The organism is Bacillus cereus group sp. Sample62 (genome assembly GCF_036851315.1).
Lineage (GTDB): Bacteria > Bacillota > Bacilli > Bacillales > Bacillaceae_G > Bacillus_A > Bacillus_A wiedmannii.
The window spans coordinates 3322523-3345611 of record NZ_JAFLPK010000001.1 but is presented as its reverse complement, the minus strand read 5'-3'; the positions used below and the strand labels follow the sequence as shown (position 1 = coordinate 3345611).

Below are 23089 nucleotides of genomic sequence, written 5' to 3'. Positions count from 1 at the left end.
CAGATGAGAAAGCTTAAGCCATTAACCAACAAATTAAGCGGTCGCAACCCTGTATAATTTTTAGGGTTACGACCGCTTATAATGTTTTCATTATTTTGGTGTCTACTAAAGTGAGTTGTTTCGTTTTACTCTTTCATACACGCATAATTCAAACAGATTATAGATGTATGGAAAAGTAAAAGTAATTTGGGGCGTAATCTATCTATATGATAATTGAAAATGAAATATAAGTCTATATTTTATTGTTTTTTTTGATTATATTTATGTCACTGAGCTCAGAACAATGATGTGGAGGGTAAATATATGAAATCGAATGATGTACCAGTTTTAATTGTTGGAGGAGGATTATCAGGATTAGCATCTGCGTTATTCCTTGCAAAACATAACGTTGATTATTTACTGGTTGAAAGGCACCCGTCTACTGCAATTCATCCAAAAGCAGGTGGAATCACTTTTCGTACGATGGAGTTATTTCGAGAATTGGGTTTAGAACAAAGAATTAGATCGGCGGGTAAAGCGTTAGAAAATTGTCGAGGAAGAATAGCAGTTCATACAATAGCTGAGGCGAATAAGGAAGAATTGGCAAAAATGAGGACCGCTCAGTATGGAAACGATGAAAAGTTACTTCAAAAAATAGAAGAGATTAGTCCATCAAAACAAACGGCTTGTTATCAAATTACTTTAGAAGAGATGATGTTACAAGAAGCGAGAACATTAGGCGGAGAATTATCTTTTTATCATGAATTAGTTTCTTATAAACAAAATGAGCACGGAGTAATAGCAACGATTCGGAATCGTGAAACGGAAGAAGAAAGTATTATTCATTGTGACTATGTAATTGCAGCAGATGGGGCAAAAAGTAAAATACGTGAGCAGCTAGAGATAAATACCGAAGGGCGAGGTACAATCGGTGGCTATTATATGAATATTTATTTTGAAGCTGATTTAAGTGAATTTATACAAGGAGACGCATTTGGTTTTTCTATGGTACTTCATCCGGAGGTACTCGGTGCACTCATTCCAGTCGATAACGTAAAAAAATGGATTTATCATGTAGCTTACGAACCATTAAAAGGAGAACGACCAGAGGATTTCACTTTAAAACGTTGTAAACAAATTATTCAAACCGCAATCGGAAGCATAAATGTTGAGTCAGAAATATTAAGTGTTTTACCGTGGGAAGCGAGTGAAAGTACGGCTACAAAATTTCAAGATAATCGCATTTTTTTAGTTGGCGATTCTGCACATATTATGCCGCCAACTGGAGGGTTTGGTTCAAATACAGGAATACAAGATGCGCACAATCTAGCTTGGAAATTAGCGGCTGTTATAAAGGGAAAGGCAAAGCCCAAATTGTTAGAAACATATCATGAAGAGAGATATCCTGTTGCAAAATTAACGACGGATTATGCGAGTAGTTTACTGTTTCGTGCGGCGAATAGAGAGGAAGGCAGTTTGAATAATATGGATGGTTTAGCTGTAACTGCTGGGTATCAGTATAGTTCAGAGGCGATTATAGATGACTTAGTTACCCCGCATAGAATGGATATTGTACAGTTGAACGGAAGACCTGGTACGCGGGCACCACATTTTGTTGGAATGTATGAGGGGAAAGAAGTCTCTGTACTTGATTTATTAGGTAACGATTTTGTTTTATTTACTGGAGCAGAAAATGGTTCTTGGGCTGAATCAGCACATACTGTTTCAGCTAAATTAGGAGTAAATATAAAAGTGTATCGCGTTGGTTCAAGTGGAGACTTTATTGCTCAAGAAGATATTTTTAGCAAATTATATGGAATAGAGAATGGAGGAGCTGTATTAATTAGACCAGATGGTTTTATAGGATGGCGTTCGGAAAAAGCGGTAGTAAATCCATATTTCGTGCTGGAAGAGGTAATGAGAAATTTATTATGTGATTTTTAAGTAACTACGGAAATACTTTCTTAAATGTCTCACTTTACTGAAAAAATAATATTCACAAATTTTAATAGGTTTGGTATGATTAATTTCGACAAGTTAATCGAGGCCGGAGATATTTGAGATAAGCCATAAATTTATTTAGGGATACAGAAGTGTCCTCTAAATAATTTATGGCTTTTTTTATTGAACGAACAGTAAACAATAGGGGGTTACATGTAAATGGAGGGATAAAGAAAATAAATAGTATAGTAATAACATAGGGAAAGTATATTTGTAAGATTGGAATTTTAATATAAACTTATAAAAATAATAAAAGTATATCTTCTATTTCGTGTAAATCTCATTAACTTGTTGAAATTTGCAACGTAGGAAGGGTTAGAAGGATGAGAAAAATTATTAGCTTATTAGTTATTTTCTTTACGATGGGAAGTATTTTTGCTGGGGGAGCTGTTCATGCGAAAGCAGAAGGGAAGCATGAATGGAATACGAATAAATTTTTAAACATTGCACATCGTGGAGCAAGTGGACATGCACCGGAGCATACTTTTGCTTCTTATGATCTTGTGAAAAAAATGAAAGCGGATTATTTGGAATTAGATATTCAGTTAACTAAGGACGGCCAGTTGATTGCAATGCATGATACAGCAGTTGACCGCACTACAAATGGTACAGGTGAAGTACGAGATAAAACATTAAGTGAAATAAAGAGCTTAGATGCAGGGTCTTGGTTCAATAAAGCTTATCCAGAAAAGGCTAAGCAAGAGTATGTTGGGCAAAAAGTTCCGACTCTTGAAGAAATCTTCCAAAAGTACGGAAGAAGCATGAAGTATTACATTGAAACAAAATCACCAGATGTGTATCCAGGAATGGAAGAGAAATTGTTAGCGTTGTTAAATAAATATAATTTAGTAGGTCAAAACATGTCTTCTAGCCGTGTTATGATTCAATCATTTAGTAAAGACAGTTTAAAAAAGATTCATAGTATGAATGAAAATATTCCGTTAGTTCAACTGCTTTGGTATTATCCAAATGAAAACAATGAGATTGTTGAATGGTCTGGCATTACACATGAACCGAAAAGTGTAACGAATGATGATTTTCAGGAAATTAAAAAATATGCAGCTGGTATTGGACCAAACTTACGTAATGATAACGGAGAACTAATTATTGACGAGTCATATATGAAAATGGCTAGGAAAAATGGACTGTTAATTCACCCGTATACAATTAATGAGAAACCAGATATGAGATTGTTAATTAAATGGGGTGCTACAGGAATGTTTACAAATTATCCTGATCGATTACATAGTGTGCTAAAGGAAAAATAAATAGGTGAAAAGGTATACCGTTGTTTTAGGTATACCTTTTTGTTATGCCAGGTGATAGAAGTAAAGTTCCCCTTTTAAGATAATTCTCCAACAAACCAAATCTCTTTTTCATCGATTGTATCCTCATCATAAATGACTTCTTGAAAGTGCAATGTTTGGACAGTAGGATAAATTGAAATTCCCCAAGACTTCCAAAAATCAGACTCATTTGAAAGAGGAATCCATTTTTGAAATTCACTATTTCTATTAAAGAAATTATGAAAGTACCCCTCATTTTTAAATACAATGATTTGGGAATCCCACAAATTTTCTATAGAAATTAAAACAACAACTCGATATGTATGTGTATTGATCGGTTTCATTTTTATTAAATGCTTTGCTTGATTTAATAAGGTTTGTATACACAATCGTTTTACTTTTCTAGGCGTTTTACATGAATTGATAAAAGCTTGGGAAACTGGTAAGGGCATATACCAATATTCATCGTCACAGAAAGCAGAAGGGAACGTTTTTGTATTTTCTTCAATTCGCTTAATCATAGTGTTAATTTTACGCTTCATACCACGTATTTTCCTTTCACGCATTGTTAAATCATCTCCATAAATTTTTGTAATGCAGCTGAGTGATATATATCTTTTCTAGTAATAAAAGTAGTAGGAACTTTTTTGAATCTATTTGGTAAAGGGTTGAATGATAAGTTATGTGCATGACCATTTAAAATAGATTTCATCATAATTGCTACGCCCATATTTGATTTTACACATGCGAGTATCGCTTCAATTGTTCCGAACTCTAATATTCGTTTAGGGGAGATTCCTACTTCTTGAAGCCAGTCTTCTAATAAACTTCTATAATAGCAACCGTGACTAAAAGCGAGTAAATTCATATCTTCTATGTCTTTAAGAGAGGATAAAGGTTTTTTACTAATGAGAACTAATTCTTCTTCACGAAATACACTTGTATGAAGTTCAGCGTGCTGAGTAGAGCCAGCTATAAACGCTCCGTCTAGTTTTCTTTCTAACACTAGCCTAATTAGTTGTTCGGTCGTATTTGTTTCTAAAATCAATTCGACTTTTGGGTGTTTTTCATAGTAGGTCGTTAATATAGAGGGAAGCCTTACCGCAGTTGTAGATTCTGTACATCCAATTTTCAACGTGCCCTTTGGCTCAGTTCCATTACTTTGAACCGCTTTTATAGATTGATCCATTAAGTGGATAATTTGTTTAGCGTATGTTAATAAAATCTCACCGTTAGAAGTTAAAGTTACACCTTTTCCGTTACGGTAAAATAAAGGCACACCTAATTCATTTTCTAGTTGTTTCATACGCATTGTTACGCCTGATTGTACATAGTTCAAATTTTTAGCTGCGTGAGAAATATTACTTTCCTTCGCAACTTCGTAAAATACAGTTAAATCTTTTATGTCCACGTATTATCCCTCCGAAAAGGTATCATTTTTTTTGATGGATTATATGATGAATCTTTATTTTATATGATATCAGAACTTTCATACAATGGAAGTGGATGGGGGGATTATTTTGTTAATCGAAGAAAGGATGAATAGAAATTATAAGTGGATGATGTTGATTGTTGCGACGATTGCTCAAACAACAGCGACACTTATAACGTATGGTGTTGGAGTTTTGGCGTTATTTTGGAAAGAAGAATATGCGCTTACGAATACGGAGAGTGGATTGTTAGTAAGTGTTGTAAATGTTGGACCGCTATTTTGTATGCTGTTCGTCGGTCGGCTACTTGATCAATATAATGAAAAATTATTAATTTCTATCAGTTCATTTTTGCTAGGAGGTTCGCTTTTACTAACTAATATAGTAAGTGGATTTAATGCACTGTTATTTGTACTTTTATTAGTAGGAATGTTTTATAGTGTTTTCCAGCCAGGAGGAAGTAAAGTGATTTTAAAATGGTTCTCAAAAGAAAATCGTGGATTAGCGATGGGAATAAGGCAAGCTGGTATACCGATTGGTGGTGCGTTAGCGGGAGTGTTAATCCCTTTTCTTACGATACAATATAATGTGACTTACGCGATAAATAGTATGGCATGCATTTGTATAATTGGAGGTTTATTATTTTTTATGTTTTATAAAGAGCCATATGCTCAGGAGGAAGTAAGGAAAGAACATATTAAAATTTCTTTTTGGACGCAGCTAAAAGTAGTGATATGCAAAAAAGAGTTGTATCCAATTTATATAACGGGTATTTGCATGATTTCATTGCAAATGGTGTTAGTTGGGCACTTTATGAAATTTCTAGTAAGGGAACAATCAATTCCATCTATTGTAGCCGGAACAATATTTTCGGTTATGTTTTTCTCTGGAATGATTGGCCGTGTTATATTAGCAGCTATTAGTGATTTGTTTTATAAGGGGAATCGGCACATACCTTTATTTATAGCTGTCTGCGCTTCTATCGGTTTGATTCTATTGTTAGTAATGTGCATACATACAGTAACGAGTGGAGTATTATATGGTATAAGTGCATTGTTAGGCTTCTTTTCAATTGGATGGTTTAGTCTTTTTATCGTCGAAGTTGCTGAATTGGCAAGTGAAGAACGTGTTGGAATAACAGTTAGTTTGGCACTGACATTCAATCAAATTGCGATTATTGTTGCACCTGTTTTATTTGGTTATATTGTAGATGAAAAAGGCTATACGTATGCGTGGTTATGTATAGTGGTATTACTATGTATCTCGGCAGTGAGTTTATATAGTAAAAACAAAAAATAAAAGAAAGTTAGTAATGTAAATTTTATATGAAGAAAATCTAAAGAAATGCCGAATGTGCGACATTTCTTTTTTATATGTTGTATAATCAAAAAAAAAATGAGATTCGTTTTCAATGACGTTCATTGCCTCTTTTGAAATTACCTGTTACTTTAGCCATAATGAGTTGTTTTTCTGTATCGTTATGTGCATGATTTATTTTGTTTAAAAATTTTTCAGCATCATTTCCTTTTAATATTTTAATTTGTTTTCCGTAATATTCAATTAAAACTATGTTTTTTTTTGTTACTTTGTAATGGAACATCATATCATTTAAACGATTGTGTTTATCAGTATTTTTCATCGTAACAACTCCATTTCTTATTATGTGTAACAAATGTTACATAAGCTGTTGAAATTATGGTAGGGTGTATCCGATTGTAAGCTGGAAATTTTGCAAGAAAGAAATACAATAGAGAGTAGCCAAAAACTGAATATGAGAAAAAGGAATCTAGTTTAAATAGGTGAATAATAGATAGATAATATTATGAAATATTTGAAAAATAAAAGATATAGAATAGAATGGATGCGCGTTAAGTGAAACTAGATAAAAGAGGGTTCCTATTATGCTAAAGAAATGGTTAATTGTTTTCTTTATTTTTGCTATTTTTTGTGGGAGTGTCGTTGCACTAATACATGTAAATAAAGGTAAGAAATATGATATAAAGGCATTTTCTAATTTAAATAGTAAGCAAAAGGACGGTATGCAAGAAGGTGATGCAAATGAAAAAAAGCGCTATGAAGTTGTAGCTGGAAAACTAGATCAATATTTAAAAGAAAAAGGATTTAATGGGAGTGTTCTTGTAGCTAGTAAAGATCATGTGATTTTACGAAAAGGTTATGGGTATGCGAATGTGAAAGATAAAGTAGTAACAACGCCAAGAACGAAATATCGCATTGGTTCTATTACGAAAACAGTCGTTGCAATATCTATTATGCAGCTAAAAGAAAAAGGGAAATTAAATATTGAAGACAATGTAAATAAGTATATTCCATCATTTCCGGCAGATAAAAACATTACGTTACGAAATTTGTTAACACATACGTCTGGGTTGCCAGATCAGGGACAAGGTAGGGTTGATGCGGCGTCACGATTAAAGTTAGTAACGTGGATTGGTGCACAAAAATTGCAATTTCCTGCAGGGACTGGGTGGAAATATACAGATTATAATTATATGGTGCTTGCGTATATTGTAGAAAAGATATCGAATAAACCGCTCGCTGAATATGTGAAAGAAAATATTTTTACGCCTGTTGAAATGCATGAATCAGGAATGGGGGCTACCCTTCCTGAAGATATTTTCTTAGCAGAAGGTTATACGAAAAAAGATAATGAGTTAATAGCTGCACCCCGCTTAAAAATGAATTGGCTATATGGGTGTGGTGAAATGTATACGACTGTTGAAGATATGAAAAGATTAGATGAGGCTATTATGGATGGAAAATTGATTTCTAAACAAAGTGTATCAGATATGTTTACTGCATCACCTGTAAGAAAATATGGATTTAGTTTCTATACTAATCCAGATTATTATCATAATCATGGTGTATTAGCTGGTTGGAATACATTTAATAATTTTAACCGGGATAAACGAACGTTTGTAATATTATTCTCTAACGTACAAAATGGTATGAATGATACGTTTAATCAGGAGTTTAGGAAAATGGCGAATGATTTAATAGAAGGAAAATAATAATTTGTAAATCGGTATTGATATGTAATTATCAATACCGATTTTTTATTTGGGAAATTTCAATGAAGAAGTAATTATGAAGAGGGATTATTAGAATAATTTTATATAGGAAGTTAAATGATATGTATGTTAAATATAGGAAAGTTGCTGCGTGAAGTTCATCTGTTCGTATTGAATTTATGCGGAAGATTAATTGTTAAATTTTACATCTACAAAAAAGCTTGAGCTTCACACTATGTGAAGCTTTACATTATTGGAGACAAGAACAGGAGGTTTACAAAATGAAAAAAATAGTAAAGTTTTGCTTAATGGCTACATTATCTACAACGATTATTAGTGGATGCTCTTTTGAGGGGAATAATGAAAATGCTAAAGGGAAAGAGAGTGAAAAAGTAGAGGTACAGAAAAATGCTGGGAAATATACGATGCCAGATGAAAAAGATAAACATGAAGGTACATGGCTACAATGGCCTCATGAATTTACATATGGTGAAGAGTATAAGCAGGAAGTTGAACCGATTTGGGTTAAGATGGCAAGTGCTTTAACTGAAGGTGAGAAAGTCCACATTGTTGCATACGATGAGGAGGAGAAAGAGCGAATCAATAAGCTTTTAATAGATAAAGGACTGAATATGGATAAAATTGATTTCTTTATCGCTCCTACTGATGATGTATGGGCACGAGATAGTGGACCGATTTTTGTTTATGACAATAATAAAAATTTAAAAATATTAGATCCGGCATTTAATGGATGGGGAAAGAAAACACCTTATAAAAATGATGCTCGTGTACGTGAAAATGTTAGTAAACAAACAGGGATTGAAAGAATTGATTGGGGGAAATTTGTCCTTGAAGGCGGCGCAATTGAATTAGACAGCAATGGGACTGCTTTATTAACTAGAAGTGCAGTAACAAATAAAAATAGAAATCCTGATTTATCAGAAAAGGAGATTGAAAAATATATAAGTGATCTGGGTGTGACAAACTTTATTTGGTTAGACGGAGTGCCTAATTTAGATATTACGGACTTTCATATTGATGGATTTGCTAAATTCCATAATAAATCTACCATTGTAACGATGAAAGAAGATGACCTAGCTGAATGGGGTTTATCTAATAAAGATATGGATACATTGTTAGATGCAAAAAATGCTTCAGGAAAGAAATATAAGTATGAATACTTACCGCTTAGTAAAGAAAAAGTTGTATTAGAAAATGGAAAAACTCTCGATTATAAGGGGTCATATATTAATTATTATATTGGGAATACAGTTGTATTGGTGCCTAATTATAATGATCCGAATGATAAAATCGCAAATGATACGATTCAGAAATTATACCCAGATCGTAAAGTGGTTGGTATTGATGTAAGAGAGCTTTATAAAAATGGAGGCATGATTCATTGTGTTACACAGCAACAACCGATTGCATTGAAGTAATGGATTGAAATTTCGGTGTGCTGCTATATAGACAAAATAGGTGAAATAGTATCTTTGCCTATTTTGTCATTCTTTATTATTTGCAAAGATTATTTAATATAACGATAAAGGGATGTTAGTGTGTATTCGCTTTTTGTTTTATATGGAAAAGGAGAAAAATATTTGTGTTAAAGAACTTAAAAATAGTAATTTCGTTTTTCCCTATCGTTCTACAGTACATTTTAAATGTAGCTTTGATTTGTTTAGGGATTGTATTAAGTGTGTTTCTTATGAAAGAAGTCATTCAATTTATACAAGAACTGAAATTAAATGGTGAAGAATCTAGTTATCATTTAATTGATAGTATCGTCGTGTTTTTTTTATACTTTGAATTCATCGTAATGATTATAAAGTATTTCCAAATGAATTTTCATTTTCCGTTACGATATTTTATATATATAGGTATAACAGCTATCGTTCGTCTCATTATTATAAATCACGATAGTCCGGTCGATTTATTGTTATATGCCTGTGCGATTTTTGTATTAATTAGTGCTTTATTCATTGCGAACTTTAAAATAATGCGTCGTGATTTAGAAGAGTAGATATTTGTTATCGAAATTAAATAAGGTATTTTATCTTTTTGGAAAAAGGAGTAACAGTATTGAAAGAAATAATCTTAACCAGCCTTATAATGATAGGGTTTATGATCCTACTATTTAATTGTATACTTTCATAATTTAAAAGAATAACAGGTTAATAAGGAAAGAGGTTTTTGTAAATATGGTTCATTACGATAATCAAAATAGTTTACATCAAATATTTACATTAAAAGGAACAATTATAAGAGATATTTTCCCGCAAATCGTATTTTATACGTGTGTTTCAACGATAGTAGCTGTGATTAATTATTACTATGCAGAAATAAATATAAATCAGACTCCCTGGGTAATCGTCGGAGGAGCTTTAGGATTACTATTAGTATTTCGTACTAACACTGCTTATGATCGGTACTGGGAAGGTAGGAAGTTATTTGGCACGATTGGTGCTTGTACTAGAAATTTAGCAGTTAGTTTTTTGTGTTATTGGGAGTCCGAGGGGAAAAAGATGGATCAGGAAAAACTAAAATTTTTACATTTATTAATTGCTTTTCCAAAGATAGCGAAAGGACATTTGAGAGACGAAAAAGATTTATCTGAAATAAAATCATTGCTTGATATTTGTTCTGAGAAGGAAAGAGAAATTTTGGCTAAATCTATTCATTTACCAATTAGTATAGTTTATATGTTAAAAACTATACTATCAAAAGGTTTAAAAACAGGTCAAATTCATCCAAATGCAATAATTAATATGGAGACTGATTTGAATACTTTACTTACGTCTGTGGGTGGATGTGATCGTATTAAAACAACACCTATTCCTTTTGCGTATTTTGCTCATATAAAAATTTTATTGATTATATTTTGCGCAACTTTGCCAATTGGTCTTGTTGATAGCCTGGGATGGTCTACAGTACTTGCAACTACGTTTATAAGTTTTGCATTTATAGGTATTGAGGCAATAGGAGTTGAAATTGAGGATCCATTTGGTCAGGATCCAAACGATCTTCCGTTAGAAGGGATTTGTATAGGCGTAGAAACACATATATTGAATTTATGTCAACATGGTCTGTTCGAAGTAATGGAAATGAATTGTGATGAAAAAATTATGTAATGGCTAAGTGGTTAGCTTATTGCATTTTGAAATCTTGTCAAGAGTCAATTTACGGCTCAATGACAGCTTTATATTTTTTATATAAATATATAATATTTCCCCGTGCTATAATCCATTCAAGAAATGTGAACGTTTCAAAAGTTGTAATGAAAAGTGAAGGGTATTGAGGAAGAGCGGGCTACCCAAGTATTATAAAAAAGCGAGGTAAAGAAGATGGAACAAAAACAAAAGGGAATTATTTTTACTGCAATACCAGATGAATCAAATGAATATTATGAACCGTTTTATGAAGAACTTATTTATTTTAATGAAAATTTAAATAAAAAAAAGGGAGTTACAGATCAATTTATTTCTTTATCTGTTGAAGAACAAGACTTTCATACAAGCCTTTTTGAGTATGATGATATTTGGCTAAGAGATGTTGCACCAGTTGTAACAAAGCATTTAGTTAAATTTAAATATCGACCAAATTATTTGCCAGATGATCAAGGACGATATTTAGATCAACAATTTAATAAGTGGTTGAAAAAGAACGACTTTGAATATGTGAAATCCCCGTTAATATTAGATGGTGGTAATCTTATTTGGAATAAAAAAGATACTGTTATATTAACGGAACGCATATTTGATGATAATGATGAGTGGACGGAAGAAGAAATTATAGAGCAACTGGAATGGGATTTGGATGTGAGCCGAGTTATTATTATTCCTGCTGAAGAAGGGGACGTACTTGCACATGCAGACGGAATGGTTAAATTTATTGATGAACATACGATGTTTATTAGTGATTTTTTAGGGGATCATGAATTTAGATATAATGTTCAAGAAATAATTCAAGAGCAAATGCCAGAAGCTGAATTTATCGTTGTTCCTTCCTCATATACAGAGAAAGGACAATATGATCAAGAAATAGCATCGGCAAAAGGTTTATATATAAATATGTTAGAAACATGTGATACTCTTTATGTCCCTAAGTTTGGACTAGCTAAAGATGGGGAAGTTTTACGATATATTCAACAATATACGGAGAAACAAGTTATTCAAATTCATGTTGGAGAAATATCAACTATGGGAGGCGCAATGAATTGTTTAACGTGGTATTGTCCGAGTCATTTGTTACCTTCAAAAATGAAAAGATTAAACAATCAGAATGAAGGTTCTTCAATTAGAAAGTTTTTTGATTGGTTTTAATAATAAAGTTTATAAAGGAAAATGTGTTCAAGGGGTATGTATATGTATACAATTACTGAATTTTCGCGGATTTGTAAAATGAGTACACGGATGTTAAGACATTATGATAAAGAGGAAATATTGAAACCGGCATATGTAAATCCAGTGAATGGATATAGGTATTATGAGCAAGGGCAGCTAGAGATAGCCTTGAAAATTAAAAAGCTGAGGGAGTACAAGTTTCCTTTGCCGAAAATTAAAGTGATTCTGCAGTCATCAGATCAAGATTCATTTATTCACCATATGCAAGCGCAAATTATAGAGTTGTCTCATGAAGTGAAGCAAAATTTACAGGTTATTTCAGAAATGAATGAAATGGTAAATGTGAACAATGGTCTGAATATTGCTCGCCATAGAAATTACGATATATTTATTGGAATGAGAAATGAAATAACAGTAATTGCTCAAAGACTGCAAATAAATATAGATGATATGGATGATTATTTTTATGACTTATATGAAAAAGTACAAAAGCATAACTTACAAATAGTTGGTTCGCCCTCTACGGTCTTTTATGATGAAGAGTATATTCCAAATGAAAGTGATGTTGAATTAATGATTCCGGTCATGCATGGGAACAATAAAGATGTAGTACAAGAATATGGAATGAAAAAATTAAATCCACATCAAATCGTTACTACTATGCATTATGGAAGTTATGACTATATAGGTTACGCTTATATTGCGTTAGAAAAATGGATTGAAAGAAATGGTTATGTAATAGATGATTCACCATATGAGGTCTACATAAAGGGACCTGAATGTGATTGTTTAGTAGAGGAGTATGTGACACAAATTTGTTTTTTAGTTATAAAAATAGACTGAGAATAAGGATTGACATTAACATTATGTCAATCCTTATTCTATTTATGTAAGTAATTCATCATAATAAAAAGGAGAAAGAATATGAAAAGAACAATCATGATTATTTGTCTGATTCTAAGTATGACATGGGTTTCAGCGTGTACTCCTGGAGAAGGTGAGAATGGTAGCTTCGTTCTACCTAATCAGTTGCCTAAAAATGTAGTGTTTAAAAATGGTACAATCTATACTTCAAATGGAAAGCAAGACATTGTAGAGGCTGTAGCCGTTAAAGAAGGGAAAATTACATTTGTTGGTTCAAACAAGGATGTAGAGGGATTTATAAATGAAGATACGAAAGTGGTGGATTTACAAGGGCGATTTATCCTCCCTGGTTTTGTGGACAATCATAATCACATATTTGAAGCGAAATCACCAGCAGCAGGGAATTGTAGTGTCTCATCAGATGCTTCCCTGCAAAAACAACGCTCGTATTTAAAGGCTTGTAAAAAAGATGTGAAAGATGGCGAATGGATCAGTGGAACGGGATTTAGTTTGGAAGAGCTATTAAAAGATATGGACGAAAAGTCAGAACAACAAACGCCATTACAAGTTCTTGATGAGTTATTTCCTAATAATCCCGTATTAATTATGGAAAGAACTTCTCATTCTGTATGGGTTAACTCAAAAGCATTGGAATTAGCGGGAATAAATAAAGATACGAAAGATCCGCAAGGCGGTGCGACACGTTCCTAAGTGAAAAGCTTAGGCATTGTCGAACTTACAGTTCAACAGTGAACTGTCATTCCAAGAAGTCAAATGATAGGGTAACGCCTTGAAGGGCTTCCTTTAATACTCCGACATGCAGTGAAGTTAGCAAGAACTGAACTGTATGAAGCTCGGTGAAGTCGGTTGAGAGTTACCGTAATCCTATAGGATACGAAAGTCACTCAGAGGTGGGTGGTGTAACCTATAAACCGGAAGTCTATAAATTACCTATGGTTAGTATGCACTATGAACCAATAGAGTATGGTATGTGCGGACGAATCTCTGATGGTACGGGTCTATATCGGAAGTAAGTCGAAAGGCTTACTGACACAATTAGTGTCGCTACTGTGGATGAGTAAAACTCGCCTTTATGAAAGTCCATATATTGTTACAGGCAATATCAAGGTAGCAGGCTCATAGGAGAAACCTAACGGTATATGCACAGATAGGAATGACGGAACGTGGTAAGCTGTCAACACTGAGGGCTTGCTTCCGATGAAGTGGTTCTAGGGAAAACAATTGTAAATTGTATAACCTAGGTTTATGACAGTGAAAGTGGTGGCACAGTACCTATGAAACGTGTAATGAACGTGGAGGGATAGCCACTAGTCGATTGAAAACTGACTGTTACTTATGGTTGACATGGTTTCGAGTAAGACTAAAGAGATGTAAACCTCCAGTAAATAAGGGGAGGTTACAGCCCATGTTAAAGAAAACTAAACTAAGGCACAGTGAATATTACGACATGCAAAGAAAGTATGATGAGTTATATTCTAATAGCCTTAATGGTAACAATTTCTATAAATTAATTGATATTATCGGTTCGGAAGAAAATATTAGATTAGCATACCGCAACATCAAAACTAATAAGGGGAGTAACACGGCTGGAGTTGACAATTTAACCATTAAAGATATTTGGCACCTAAACGATACAAAGATTATTCATGAAGTTAGGAAACGATTAAATAACTATCAACCACAAGCAGTTAAAAGAGTCCTTATCCCAAAAGAGGGCAGTGATAAGAAGCGACCCCTGGGGATTCCAACAATTTGGGACAGATTAGTACAACAATCTATCCTCCAAGTATTGGAACCTATTTGTGAAGCTAAGTTTCATAACCATAGTTATGGATTTAGACCGAACAGAAGTACACACCATGCACTAAGTAGAGTTGTAAGTCTTATTAACATAGGTCACCAACACTACTGTGTTGATATTGACATTAAGGGGTTCTTTGATAATGTATGCCACAAAAAGCTATTAAGGCAAATGTGGACTCTGGGAATAAGAGACAAATCACTTCTATGTGTTATTTCAAAAATCCTTAAATCTGAGATAGAAGGAGAGGGTATTCCCAATAAGGGTACTCCGCAAGGAGGAATTATTTCTCCTTTACTTTCCAACATTGTTCTAAATGAACTTGATTGGTGGATAAGTAGCCAATGGGAAACCTACAAACCTCACAGAATCTCTACTCGGCATTTAGGGTTTCGACAATATGCTAGGAAGTACACGAATCTAAAATGTGGTTATGTAGTGAGATACGCGGATGACTTCAAAATAATGTGTCGGACTTATGATGAAGCACAACGCTTTTATCATGCGACAGTTGATTTTCTCAAATCCCGCTTGGGATTAGAAATTAACCCCAAAAAGTCCAAAGTGGTTAATCTCAAGAAAAACTCGTCAGTTTTCCTTGGATTCAAAATCAAAGTGGTTAAACAAGGTAAAGCTAAATTTGGATATATTGCAAAAACCAGTATGTCCGACAAAGCTATTACAAAAGCTAAAAGACAACTAAAAGAACGAATCAAAGGAATTCAAAAGGAGCCCACTTCAGAGAAAGTTACTCAATTTAATTCAACCCTTCTTGGTATACAAAATTACTTTAAATATGCGGTTACAATTTACATGGATTTAACGGAGGTAAATTACTCTCTGCGAAGAGTCATAAGAACCAGACTTAGAAACAATATGAAGCACATGAAGTTCTGTGAAACATCTGTGAATTTTAAAAGGAAGACCAAAGGAATACAACCTAACACTAAGATTTACGTTGTACAGAACACTCCACTCTTACCAGTTACAGGAATACATCATAAAAACCCGTGGAATTTTTCGCAGGTTATCTGTAACTATACGGAAACGGGGCGTAATAAAGTACATAGTAATCTTAAGGCAATACCTAAGGATGTTCTCAACCAAGTTATGAGGACTTATTCGAAGAATAAAAGTATTGAGTACAACGATAATAGGATATCAAAATACGTTGCTCAATATGGTAAGTGTTATGTAACTGGTGAGGAAATTGGTATTGAACGTGTTCATTGTCATCACATTGTTCCCATTAAACAAGGTGGGGATGACAAGTACAACAACTTGGTAATTGTAGATTGGTTTATACACAAACTGATTCACATGACGAATCTTAATAAGATTACACATTACCTTCGGTCTTTTAAACTTAACAAGAAACAAATGGATAAACTGAATGTGCTAAGAACTAAAGCTGGAAATGAACCGATAGTAACATAATTTGATTTTAAAGTCAGTTGGAAACGATGGAACGCCGTATGCTAGGAAACTAGCACGTACGGTGTGAGGTGGGGGAAAAGGTGGAGATTACATCAAAGCCTTACCTATCATCATGAAGAATTATTCGGGATCCAGAGACAGGAGAGCCGTTTGGAATTCTTTATGATACAGCTGGAGACATTGTGATGGAAAAAGCATGGAACTCCCAACCTAATCTGTTTGAAAAAAATTATGAAGGTTTGTTAGACGGTTTAGATGAGGTTGCGAAGAATGGTATTACTACAGTTGGCGATGGACGTCTTTATTGGAAACGAGGTTGGTTAGATGTTTGGAATAAAGTAAATGATGAGAAAAAGTTAACAACGCGAGTAGTACTTCGTCCGTGGGTATATCCGAACTTAAATGAAGCAGAACAAATGGAGTATTTCAAAAAAATTAAGCGCGATGATGTATCATCTCGAATGCTTATTAATCAAGTGAAAATGTATAGTGATGGAATTAGCATTAACAGCACAGCTAAAATACTAGAAAAATATAAATTTGAGTGGTTTAAAGGAACACCGTACGGTTTGAACTATATTCCAGAAGAAAAAATGAAGTGGTGGTTGAGTGAACTCAATAGAATTGGTTACGGTGCACTCATCCACACAATTGGAGATGGCGGGGTAAGAGAGAGTTTAAATGCAATTGAAGCAGCGAAAAAAGAAGGGGCGAATCAGCCTTATACACTTACGCATGTTGAGATGGTAGAAGATAGTGATATAAATCGTTTTGCTAAATTAGGTATTAGCGCTGATTTCCAAGTAGGTCATGATTTTGCGGAAGATCCAAAACAAAGCTGGGCAAGTACGTATTTCTCAGATCAACAGATGAAACGAATTATGCCGTTAGGACGCATTTGGAAAACAGGAGCAAACGTATCACTTAGCAGTGATTGGGATGTAAATGAACTAAATCCACTTGTGACGATTTCGAATGCACTAAGTATTGATGAAAAGGGCTTGTCTGATGTATACGCAGCTATTGATGCATATACAATTAAGCCCGCCAAAGCATTAGGTCTTGATAATATTACTGGTTCAATTGAAGTAGGTAAATCAGCCGATATGGTATTACTAAATGAAGATATTACTAAAATGAGTGCCGATAAGATTCCGAATGCGAAAGTTTTAGTGACGGTTTTACAAGGAGAAGTAGTGTATCACAAGGAGAAATAAAGAGACACCTTATAAAGTAGTTACAAGGAAATGAATATATTCCTGTTGACCTTAACACGATGTCAAAGTTTAGACTGAACTTACATTCGAAGAAGGGGTGAACATGTATGAGAAATATGGGAAATAGTTTGTTTTATATGCCAGCTGAGTGGGAAAAGCATGAGGGGACATGGCTCCAATGGCCTCATGATAAAGCTCATAGAGGTGAAGGTTACAGAGCTAAGCTAGATGATATTTGGGTAACGATGGCAAAGGAGCTTCATTACGGAGAAATTGTGCATATTGTTGTATATGATGAAGAAGAAAAAGTACATGTCCAATCGAAGTTAATGGAAGCGAAAGTGGATATGGATAAAATTGATTTCTTAGTTCAAGAGACGGATGATGTGTGGGTAAGAGATAATGGGCCGATTTTTGTAAAAGATAAGGAAGGCATCTCTGCTTAACACACTGGATTTTTAATGGATGGGGTGAGAAATATCCGTATGAAAATGATGCGGGTATTCCGGCGGAAATAAGTGGAATGTTTAGCATTCCAAAAGTTAAATCTAGTGTCTGTTTGGAGGGCGGGGGAATAGAGATAAACGGAAATGGCACCTTAATGGCAGCAAAAACTTCTATTATAAACGAAAATCGAAATCCTACACTAAGTCAGGAAGAGATTGAAATAGAGTTAACGAAGTATCTGGGAGTAACGAATTTTATATGGATAACTGGTATTCGCGGAGAGGATAATTATGATGAAGATACAGATTACCATATTGATGGGGCAGCGCGTTTTGTAAATGAAAATACAATTCTTTATGAATATGATCCTTTCGGGGGAAGTGAATCCTACCTTTTGGAGGCATACGAAAAGCATTATCAAGAATTGAGACAAGCAAGAAATATAGATGGAAAACCATTTCAGCTCATACCAGTACCGGTGACAAGAAAAATGGTAAAAGAAGCAGACTGTAAGGGCTCATATTTGAACTTTTATATTGGAAATGAAGTTGTATTAGTTCCTATATATGGCGATGAGCATGACAAGTTAGCACTTCAAATCATGGAAGGGCAGTTTCCGGGAAGAAGAATTGTTGGTATTTATGTAAATGAACTGTTTGCGTATGGTGGCATGATTCACTGTGTGACACAGCAACATTTAGCATAAAGTAACCGAAATGAAAAAAGCATGCAGAGTATATACTCTGCATGCTTTTTATAATGCTGAAAACTCTTCAACAAGTGAGCTAAAACGATTTAGTGCACTTTCAATCGGTTCTGGCGTAGTTAAATCAACACCAGCTTTTTTCAGTAAATCTAATGGATAGTCAGAACTTCCGCCTTTAAGGAATTCAATATAGTTTTTCTGAGCATTTGGATCGCCGCTCAATAACTTATCAGCAATTTGGATTGCAGAAGCGAATCCAGTTGCATATTTGTACACGTAAAATGGACGATAGAAATGCGGTATTCTAGCCCACCCGTATTTTATTTCTTCGTCAAATACGAGAGAGTCGCCATTATACTCTCTAAACAAGTTTTCATAAACTTCGCTAAAAACTTGGGCATTTAATGGTTTACCTTGCTCAGCCATTGAATGTGTGATTTTTTCAAACTCAGCGAACATAATTTGTGTAAAGAAAGTGCCTTTAAATTTATCGATGAAATGGTTTACTAAATGATTACGTACATCAGCATCTTTGGCTTCTTTTAATAAATGATGAATTAATAGCACTTCATTTACTGTAGAAGCGACTTCTGCGACAAAAATAGTATAGTGTGCAGAAATTCTTGGTTGGTATCCGTGTGAGTAATGTGTATGCATGCCGTGTCCACATTCATGAGTAAGAGTGAAAAGGCTATTTAAATCATCGTGATGATTTAAAAGAATGAAAGGATGAACACCGTATACACCAAAGTTATAAGCACCGGAACGTTTTCCTGGTGTTTCTCTTACGTCGATATAGCGTTTATCTTTAAAACTTTTTAATGTTTCAATATATTCTTCACCTAATGGAGCTAGTGATTCGATCATCATGTTAAATGCTTTGTCATATGGAATGTCTTGTTTTACACCCGCTACTAAGTCAACGCCCAAGTCGTATTGACGTAGTTCATCTACATTTAATTTTTCTTTTCGAAGTTCATTATAAGTATGTAAAGATTGAATGTTTTTTTTCGTCGTCTCAATTAAATTTTCATATACTTCTTTCGGAACCATGTCGCCAAATAATGACTTTTCTAAAGCTGATGGATAGTTTCTTAGCTTTGAAACAGTAACATTATTTTTAATTGCAGCAGATAAAGTAGAAGCGATAGAATTCTTTAATTGAACGTATGGTTTGTAATAAGCTTTATAGGCTTCTTTACGTTTCTCACGATTTTCATCTTCTATTAACTTTGCATACATCCCGCGCGTTAAAGTAACTTTTTCTCCATCATCAGTAGTCACTTCACCAAATAGTATATCCGCATTATTTAACATGCCATATGTATGCTGCGGAGAGGAAAGTGCTTCACCCATTTGTGATAAAATCTCTTCTTGGTCTTTATTCAATACGTGTTTTTTATAACGGTATAATTCAAATAAGTCTTCTTTATAATATTGTAAACCTTCTGCTTCTTCTATGTAAGCATGTAATGTGTTTTCATCTACGCTAAGTAAGAATGGGGAAAAGAAAGATTTAGCCGCACTTACTTTCACATGTAATTGTGATACTTTATCGACAAGAGATTGAGCGTCAGTATCGCGCGTATCAAGATCAGATTGTAATCGTGCATAAGCGAACATTAAAGATATTATGCTAGAAATTTCTTCACTCTTTGTTAAATAGGCTAATAAACTATTGCCATCGTGAATATTTCCATTAAACTCATGTAATTCTTTCGTTAATACTTCAATTTTATGAAAATCGCTTTCCCAATCTTCGATGCTATGGTATATATCTGTTAAATCCCATTTCTCTTTCTCATCTACTTGTAGTCGATCTTTAAGTTCAGTCATAATCATTTCCTTTCTAAATATGTAGTTATATTCCTATATAACTATGAAATACAACAAATTGCAAAAAATCCCTGCTGGAAAATGAAAAGCCTTGCTAAAATGGAAAGGCTTAAAAAATTATAATGTAATTCCGAATTTTGAATGTAAAAGATTTTTATATTGCGCATTTGTAATATTTTCTTTCGTTTTTTTACCGTTTTTCGCTATTGTCAGACTATCCTTTGTTAAAGATGCATGCCCATCTTCGGTTAGTTTTACAATAAGAGGTACTTTATTAAATGGTGAGCCCTCATCTTCAACGATAATTTCTTGTGCTGCATTTGCTTTTTCTTCATCCACTTTCTCTATATAAAATGCATAGCCTAACGTCCAATCATCAGCAGAAGATTGATCCAAAAACTCATTGTTTTTACGCATTTCTAACATGTAGTTTCCCTTTCCGGTTATTTCTTTACGAATACGATAATCTCCTGTAACGGAGTGAATGACTTCACCTGAGAAAGGGACAGGTGCAAGAGGTAAGTATGATCCGAATCCTACTTCAATTAAATAAAGTTCATTATGATGTGTTAAAACGGTTGCTATATGGCCAGAATCAACAGCCCATATAGAATTTGCAGCATTGTACACTGTTCCTGAAACGAGATGAACATCAAATCCAGCGTCTTTAAGGAAGTAATACATAGTAGGGTTTAATTCATAGCAAAGACCGCCACGGTTGTTTACTAAAATTTTTTCTTTTAGATTTTCTTTTGATATTTCCTTAAAATTCTTTTCGAGAACATTTAAGTTTTCAAATGGGACAGTTTGTGCCATTGCGTACATAATGTTAGGTAAATCTTCAAATGAAACTGTTTCTTTTTCTTCTATATGTAACCGTGCGAAAAGTTGTTTTTGAAAGTCTGTCATATAAATCCCTCCGTTATGCTTTTATAGATAAATTGTAAACAATCTTGAATGAGATGTGAAATTAAAACTACGTGGGGGTACTTATGGAATATTTGAAGTTACTCTAAAAATAATGTGAGAGATTAAGAGATTGCTACTTTACTAATATTAGAACGAATATTATAATAATTTTGATAAATTATGCAAACGTTTTCTTGAAGGGATGGTATAAAAATGTTGAAAAGGATTATGGTAGTCTGTTTATCATTTATTTTGCTTTGCTCTAATATATATGAGGGGGATAAGGCGGAAGCAGCAACGATAAACAATGGAACGTTAATGCAGTATTTTGAGTGGTATGCTCCGAATGATGGGAATCATTGGAAGCGATTGCATACGGATGCTGGAAATTTAGCTCAGAAAGGAATTACATCTGTCTGGATACCGCCTGCATATAAAGGAACTACGCAAAATGACGTAGGGTATGGAGCGTATGATTTATATGATTTAGGGGAATTCAATCAAAAAGGAACGGTGCGGACGAAATATGGGACAAAAGCACAGTTGAAATCTGCAATTGAAGCTTTACATAAGCAAAACATCAATGTATATGGCGATGTAGTTATGAATCATAAAGGTGGGGCTGATTATACTGAAACTGTCACAGCAGTTGAGGTAGACCGTAACAATCGAAATATTGAAGTATCAGGTGATTATGAAATTAATGCATGGACAGGGTTTAACTTTCCAGGGCGCGGAGATACTCATTCTAATTTCAAATGGAAATGGTATCATTTTGACGGAACCGATTGGGATGAAGGAAGGAAATTAAATCGAATTTATAAGTTTAGGGGTATAGGTAAAGCATGGGACTGGGAAGTGTCTAGCGAGAATGGAAACTATGATTATTTGATGTATGCAGATCTTGATTTTGATCATCCAGATGTTGCGAATGAGATGAAAAATTGGGGGACGTGGTATGCGAACGAATTAAATTTAGATGGATTTCGTTTAGATGCTGTTAAACATATTGATCATGAATATTTACGCGATTGGGTAAATCATGTCAGACAACAAACGGGGAAAGAAATGTTTACAGTAGCTGAATATTGGCAAAATGATATCCAGACTTTAAATAATTATTTAGCGAAAGTCAATTATAATCAATCTGTATTTGATGCACCACTGCATTACAATTTTCATTATGCTTCAAAAGGAAATGGGAATTATGATATGAGAAATATTTTAAATGGAACAGTAATGCAAAATCACCCTGCACTCGCAGTTACTCTCGTTGAGAATCATGATTCGCAGCCTGGTCAGTCATTGGAATCTGTAGTAAGTCCGTGGTTTAAACCGTTGGCATATGCATTTATTTTAACACGTGCAGAGGGCTATCCTTCAGTTTTTTATGGTGATTACTATGGGACAAGTGGAAATAGCAGTTATGAAATTCCAGCGTTAAAAGATAAAATTGATCCGATTTTGATGGCACGAAAAAATTTTGCATATGGTACGCAGCGTGATTATTTAGACCATCCAGATGTAATTGGATGGACAAGAGAAGGTGATGGTGTACATGCGGATTCCGGTCTAGCAACATTAATCTCAGATGGACCAGGAGGGTCAAAGTGGATGGAAGTTGGAAAGAATAACGCAGGGGAAGTATGGTACGATATGACGGGTAATCAAACAAATACTGTAACAATAAATAAGGACGGATGGGGGCAGTTCCATGTAAGTGGAGGATCAGTTTCCATATATGTTCAGCAGTGAATTGGTGATAAAAAAAAGAGGAAGACTG

16 protein-coding genes and 3 pseudogenes are annotated in these 23089 nt (G+C 34.1%); 14 read left to right on the top strand and 5 right to left on the bottom strand.

Going from position 1 to position 23089, the window contains the following annotated elements:
• Window positions 1-303: 303 nt before the first annotated feature.
• Window positions 304-1923: an FAD-dependent oxidoreductase gene (locus tag J0835_RS16990; protein ID WP_140386848.1), complete on the top strand. Its 1620-nt coding sequence runs from the start codon at window positions 304-306 to the stop codon at window positions 1921-1923.
• Between the two features lie 380 nt (window positions 1924-2303).
• The gene (locus J0835_RS16985) at window positions 2304-3248 is read left to right on the top strand and encodes a glycerophosphodiester phosphodiesterase (protein WP_087981415.1); all 945 of its coding nucleotides are present in this window, start codon (window positions 2304-2306) and stop codon (window positions 3246-3248) included.
• Between the two features lie 74 nt (window positions 3249-3322).
• On the opposite strand, the gene J0835_RS16980 is transcribed toward J0835_RS16985, so the two are convergent.
• Window positions 3323-3832, bottom strand: a complete 510-nt coding sequence (locus J0835_RS16980) for a DUF3916 domain-containing protein (protein WP_087981414.1) — start codon at window positions 3830-3832, stop codon at window positions 3323-3325.
• Between the two features lie 2 nt (window positions 3833-3834).
• A complete protein-coding gene (locus J0835_RS16975) occupies window positions 3835-4677 on the bottom strand; it encodes a LysR family transcriptional regulator (protein ID WP_087981413.1) in 843 nt (280 codons plus the stop codon).
• A gap of 85 nt (window positions 4678-4762) precedes the next feature.
• On the opposite strand from J0835_RS16975, the gene J0835_RS16970 reads away from it, so the two are divergent.
• Window positions 4763-5995, top strand: coding sequence for an MFS transporter (locus J0835_RS16970; RefSeq protein WP_140386847.1), 1233 nt, complete (start codon window positions 4763-4765; stop codon window positions 5993-5995).
• A gap of 109 nt (window positions 5996-6104) precedes the next feature.
• Here the strand turns inward: J0835_RS16970 and J0835_RS16965 are convergent, their stop codons facing one another.
• A complete protein-coding gene (locus J0835_RS16965; RefSeq protein ID WP_087981412.1) occupies window positions 6105-6335 on the bottom strand; it encodes a hypothetical protein in 231 nt (76 codons plus the stop codon).
• Between the two features lie 262 nt (window positions 6336-6597).
• Here J0835_RS16965 and J0835_RS16960 point away from each other — a divergent pair, with 262 nt between their 5' ends.
• From J0835_RS16960 to J0835_RS16915, 10 genes and pseudogenes are all read left to right on the top strand, one after another.
• Entirely contained in the window at window positions 6598-7725 is a 1128-nt protein-coding gene (locus J0835_RS16960; RefSeq protein WP_087981411.1) for a serine hydrolase domain-containing protein, read from the top strand.
• Between the two features lie 281 nt (window positions 7726-8006).
• Window positions 8007-9164 (top strand): agmatine deiminase family protein, encoded by a 1158-nt coding sequence (locus tag J0835_RS16955; protein WP_140386846.1) that lies wholly within the window; start codon window positions 8007-8009, stop codon window positions 9162-9164.
• Between the two features lie 164 nt (window positions 9165-9328).
• Window positions 9329-9748 (top strand): phosphate-starvation-inducible protein PsiE, encoded by a 420-nt coding sequence (gene psiE, locus J0835_RS16950; protein WP_140386845.1) that lies wholly within the window; start codon window positions 9329-9331, stop codon window positions 9746-9748.
• 178 nt (window positions 9749-9926) lie between these two features.
• The gene (locus tag J0835_RS16945) at window positions 9927-10856 is read left to right on the top strand and encodes a bestrophin family protein (RefSeq protein ID WP_087981409.1); all 930 of its coding nucleotides are present in this window, start codon (window positions 9927-9929) and stop codon (window positions 10854-10856) included.
• A 213-nt stretch (window positions 10857-11069) separates the two neighbouring features.
• On the top strand, window positions 11070-12047 hold the full coding sequence (locus J0835_RS16940; RefSeq protein ID WP_087981408.1) for an agmatine deiminase family protein: 978 nt from the start codon (window positions 11070-11072) through the stop codon (window positions 12045-12047).
• Between the two features lie 42 nt (window positions 12048-12089).
• On the top strand, window positions 12090-12911 hold the full coding sequence (locus tag J0835_RS16935; RefSeq protein WP_087981407.1) for a MerR family transcriptional regulator: 822 nt from the start codon (window positions 12090-12092) through the stop codon (window positions 12909-12911).
• An 81-nt stretch (window positions 12912-12992) separates the two neighbouring features.
• A pseudogene (locus tag J0835_RS16930) lies at window positions 12993-13628 on the top strand (amidohydrolase family protein); the annotation flags it as partial.
• Window positions 13629-14358: 730 nt separating this feature from the next.
• On the top strand, window positions 14359-16191 hold the full coding sequence (gene ltrA, locus J0835_RS16925) for a group II intron reverse transcriptase/maturase (protein WP_000914978.1): 1833 nt from the start codon (window positions 14359-14361) through the stop codon (window positions 16189-16191).
• A 116-nt stretch (window positions 16192-16307) separates the two neighbouring features.
• A pseudogene (locus J0835_RS16920) lies at window positions 16308-17408 on the top strand (amidohydrolase); the annotation flags it as partial.
• A gap of 107 nt (window positions 17409-17515) precedes the next feature.
• Window positions 17516-18561 (top strand): annotated as a pseudogene (locus J0835_RS16915) (agmatine deiminase family protein).
• Between the two features lie 48 nt (window positions 18562-18609).
• Here the strand turns inward: J0835_RS16915 and pepF are convergent.
• Together pepF and J0835_RS16905 are read right to left on the bottom strand one after the other, a co-directional pair.
• Window positions 18610-20397: an oligoendopeptidase F gene (gene pepF, locus J0835_RS16910; protein ID WP_087981404.1), complete on the bottom strand. Its 1788-nt coding sequence runs from the start codon at window positions 20395-20397 to the stop codon at window positions 18610-18612.
• 117 nt (window positions 20398-20514) lie between these two features.
• Window positions 20515-21306, bottom strand: coding sequence for an arylamine N-acetyltransferase family protein (locus J0835_RS16905; protein ID WP_087981403.1), 792 nt, complete (start codon window positions 21304-21306; stop codon window positions 20515-20517).
• A 213-nt stretch (window positions 21307-21519) separates the two neighbouring features.
• On the opposite strand from J0835_RS16905, the gene amyS reads away from it, so the two are divergent.
• Window positions 21520-23061, top strand: coding sequence for an alpha-amylase (gene amyS, locus J0835_RS16900; RefSeq protein ID WP_087981402.1), 1542 nt, complete (start codon window positions 21520-21522; stop codon window positions 23059-23061).
• Window positions 23062-23089 lie beyond the last annotated feature (28 nt).

Bases quoted from the DNA above. Each gene is read 5' to 3' on its own strand.
- pepF (WP_087981404.1), bottom strand. From the start codon at position 20,397: ATGACTGAACTTAAAGATCGACTACAAGTAGATGAGAAAGAGAAATGG.
- J0835_RS16985 (WP_087981415.1), top strand. From the start codon at position 2,304: ATGAGAAAAATTATTAGCTTATTAGTTATTTTCTTTACGATGGGAAGT.
- amyS (WP_087981402.1), top strand. From the start codon at position 21,520: ATGTTGAAAAGGATTATGGTAGTCTGTTTATCATTTATTTTGCTTTGC.
- J0835_RS16960 (WP_087981411.1), top strand. From the start codon at position 6,598: ATGCTAAAGAAATGGTTAATTGTTTTCTTTATTTTTGCTATTTTTTGT.
- J0835_RS16970 (WP_140386847.1), top strand. From the start codon at position 4,763: ATGGAAGTGGATGGGGGGATTATTTTGTTAATCGAAGAAAGGATGAAT.
- J0835_RS16945 (WP_087981409.1), top strand. From the start codon at position 9,927: ATGGTTCATTACGATAATCAAAATAGTTTACATCAAATATTTACATTA.
- J0835_RS16935 (WP_087981407.1), top strand. From the start codon at position 12,090: ATGTATACAATTACTGAATTTTCGCGGATTTGTAAAATGAGTACACGG.
- J0835_RS16965 (WP_087981412.1), bottom strand. From the start codon at position 6,335: ATGAAAAATACTGATAAACACAATCGTTTAAATGATATGATGTTCCAT.
- J0835_RS16940 (WP_087981408.1), top strand. From the start codon at position 11,070: ATGGAACAAAAACAAAAGGGAATTATTTTTACTGCAATACCAGATGAA.
- J0835_RS16905 (WP_087981403.1), bottom strand. From the start codon at position 21,306: ATGACAGACTTTCAAAAACAACTTTTCGCACGGTTACATATAGAAGAA.
- ltrA (WP_000914978.1), top strand. From the start codon at position 14,359: ATGTTAAAGAAAACTAAACTAAGGCACAGTGAATATTACGACATGCAA.
- J0835_RS16980 (WP_087981414.1), bottom strand. From the start codon at position 3,832: ATGCGTGAAAGGAAAATACGTGGTATGAAGCGTAAAATTAACACTATG.
- J0835_RS16955 (WP_140386846.1), top strand. From the start codon at position 8,007: ATGAAAAAAATAGTAAAGTTTTGCTTAATGGCTACATTATCTACAACG.
- J0835_RS16990 (WP_140386848.1), top strand. From the start codon at position 304: ATGAAATCGAATGATGTACCAGTTTTAATTGTTGGAGGAGGATTATCA.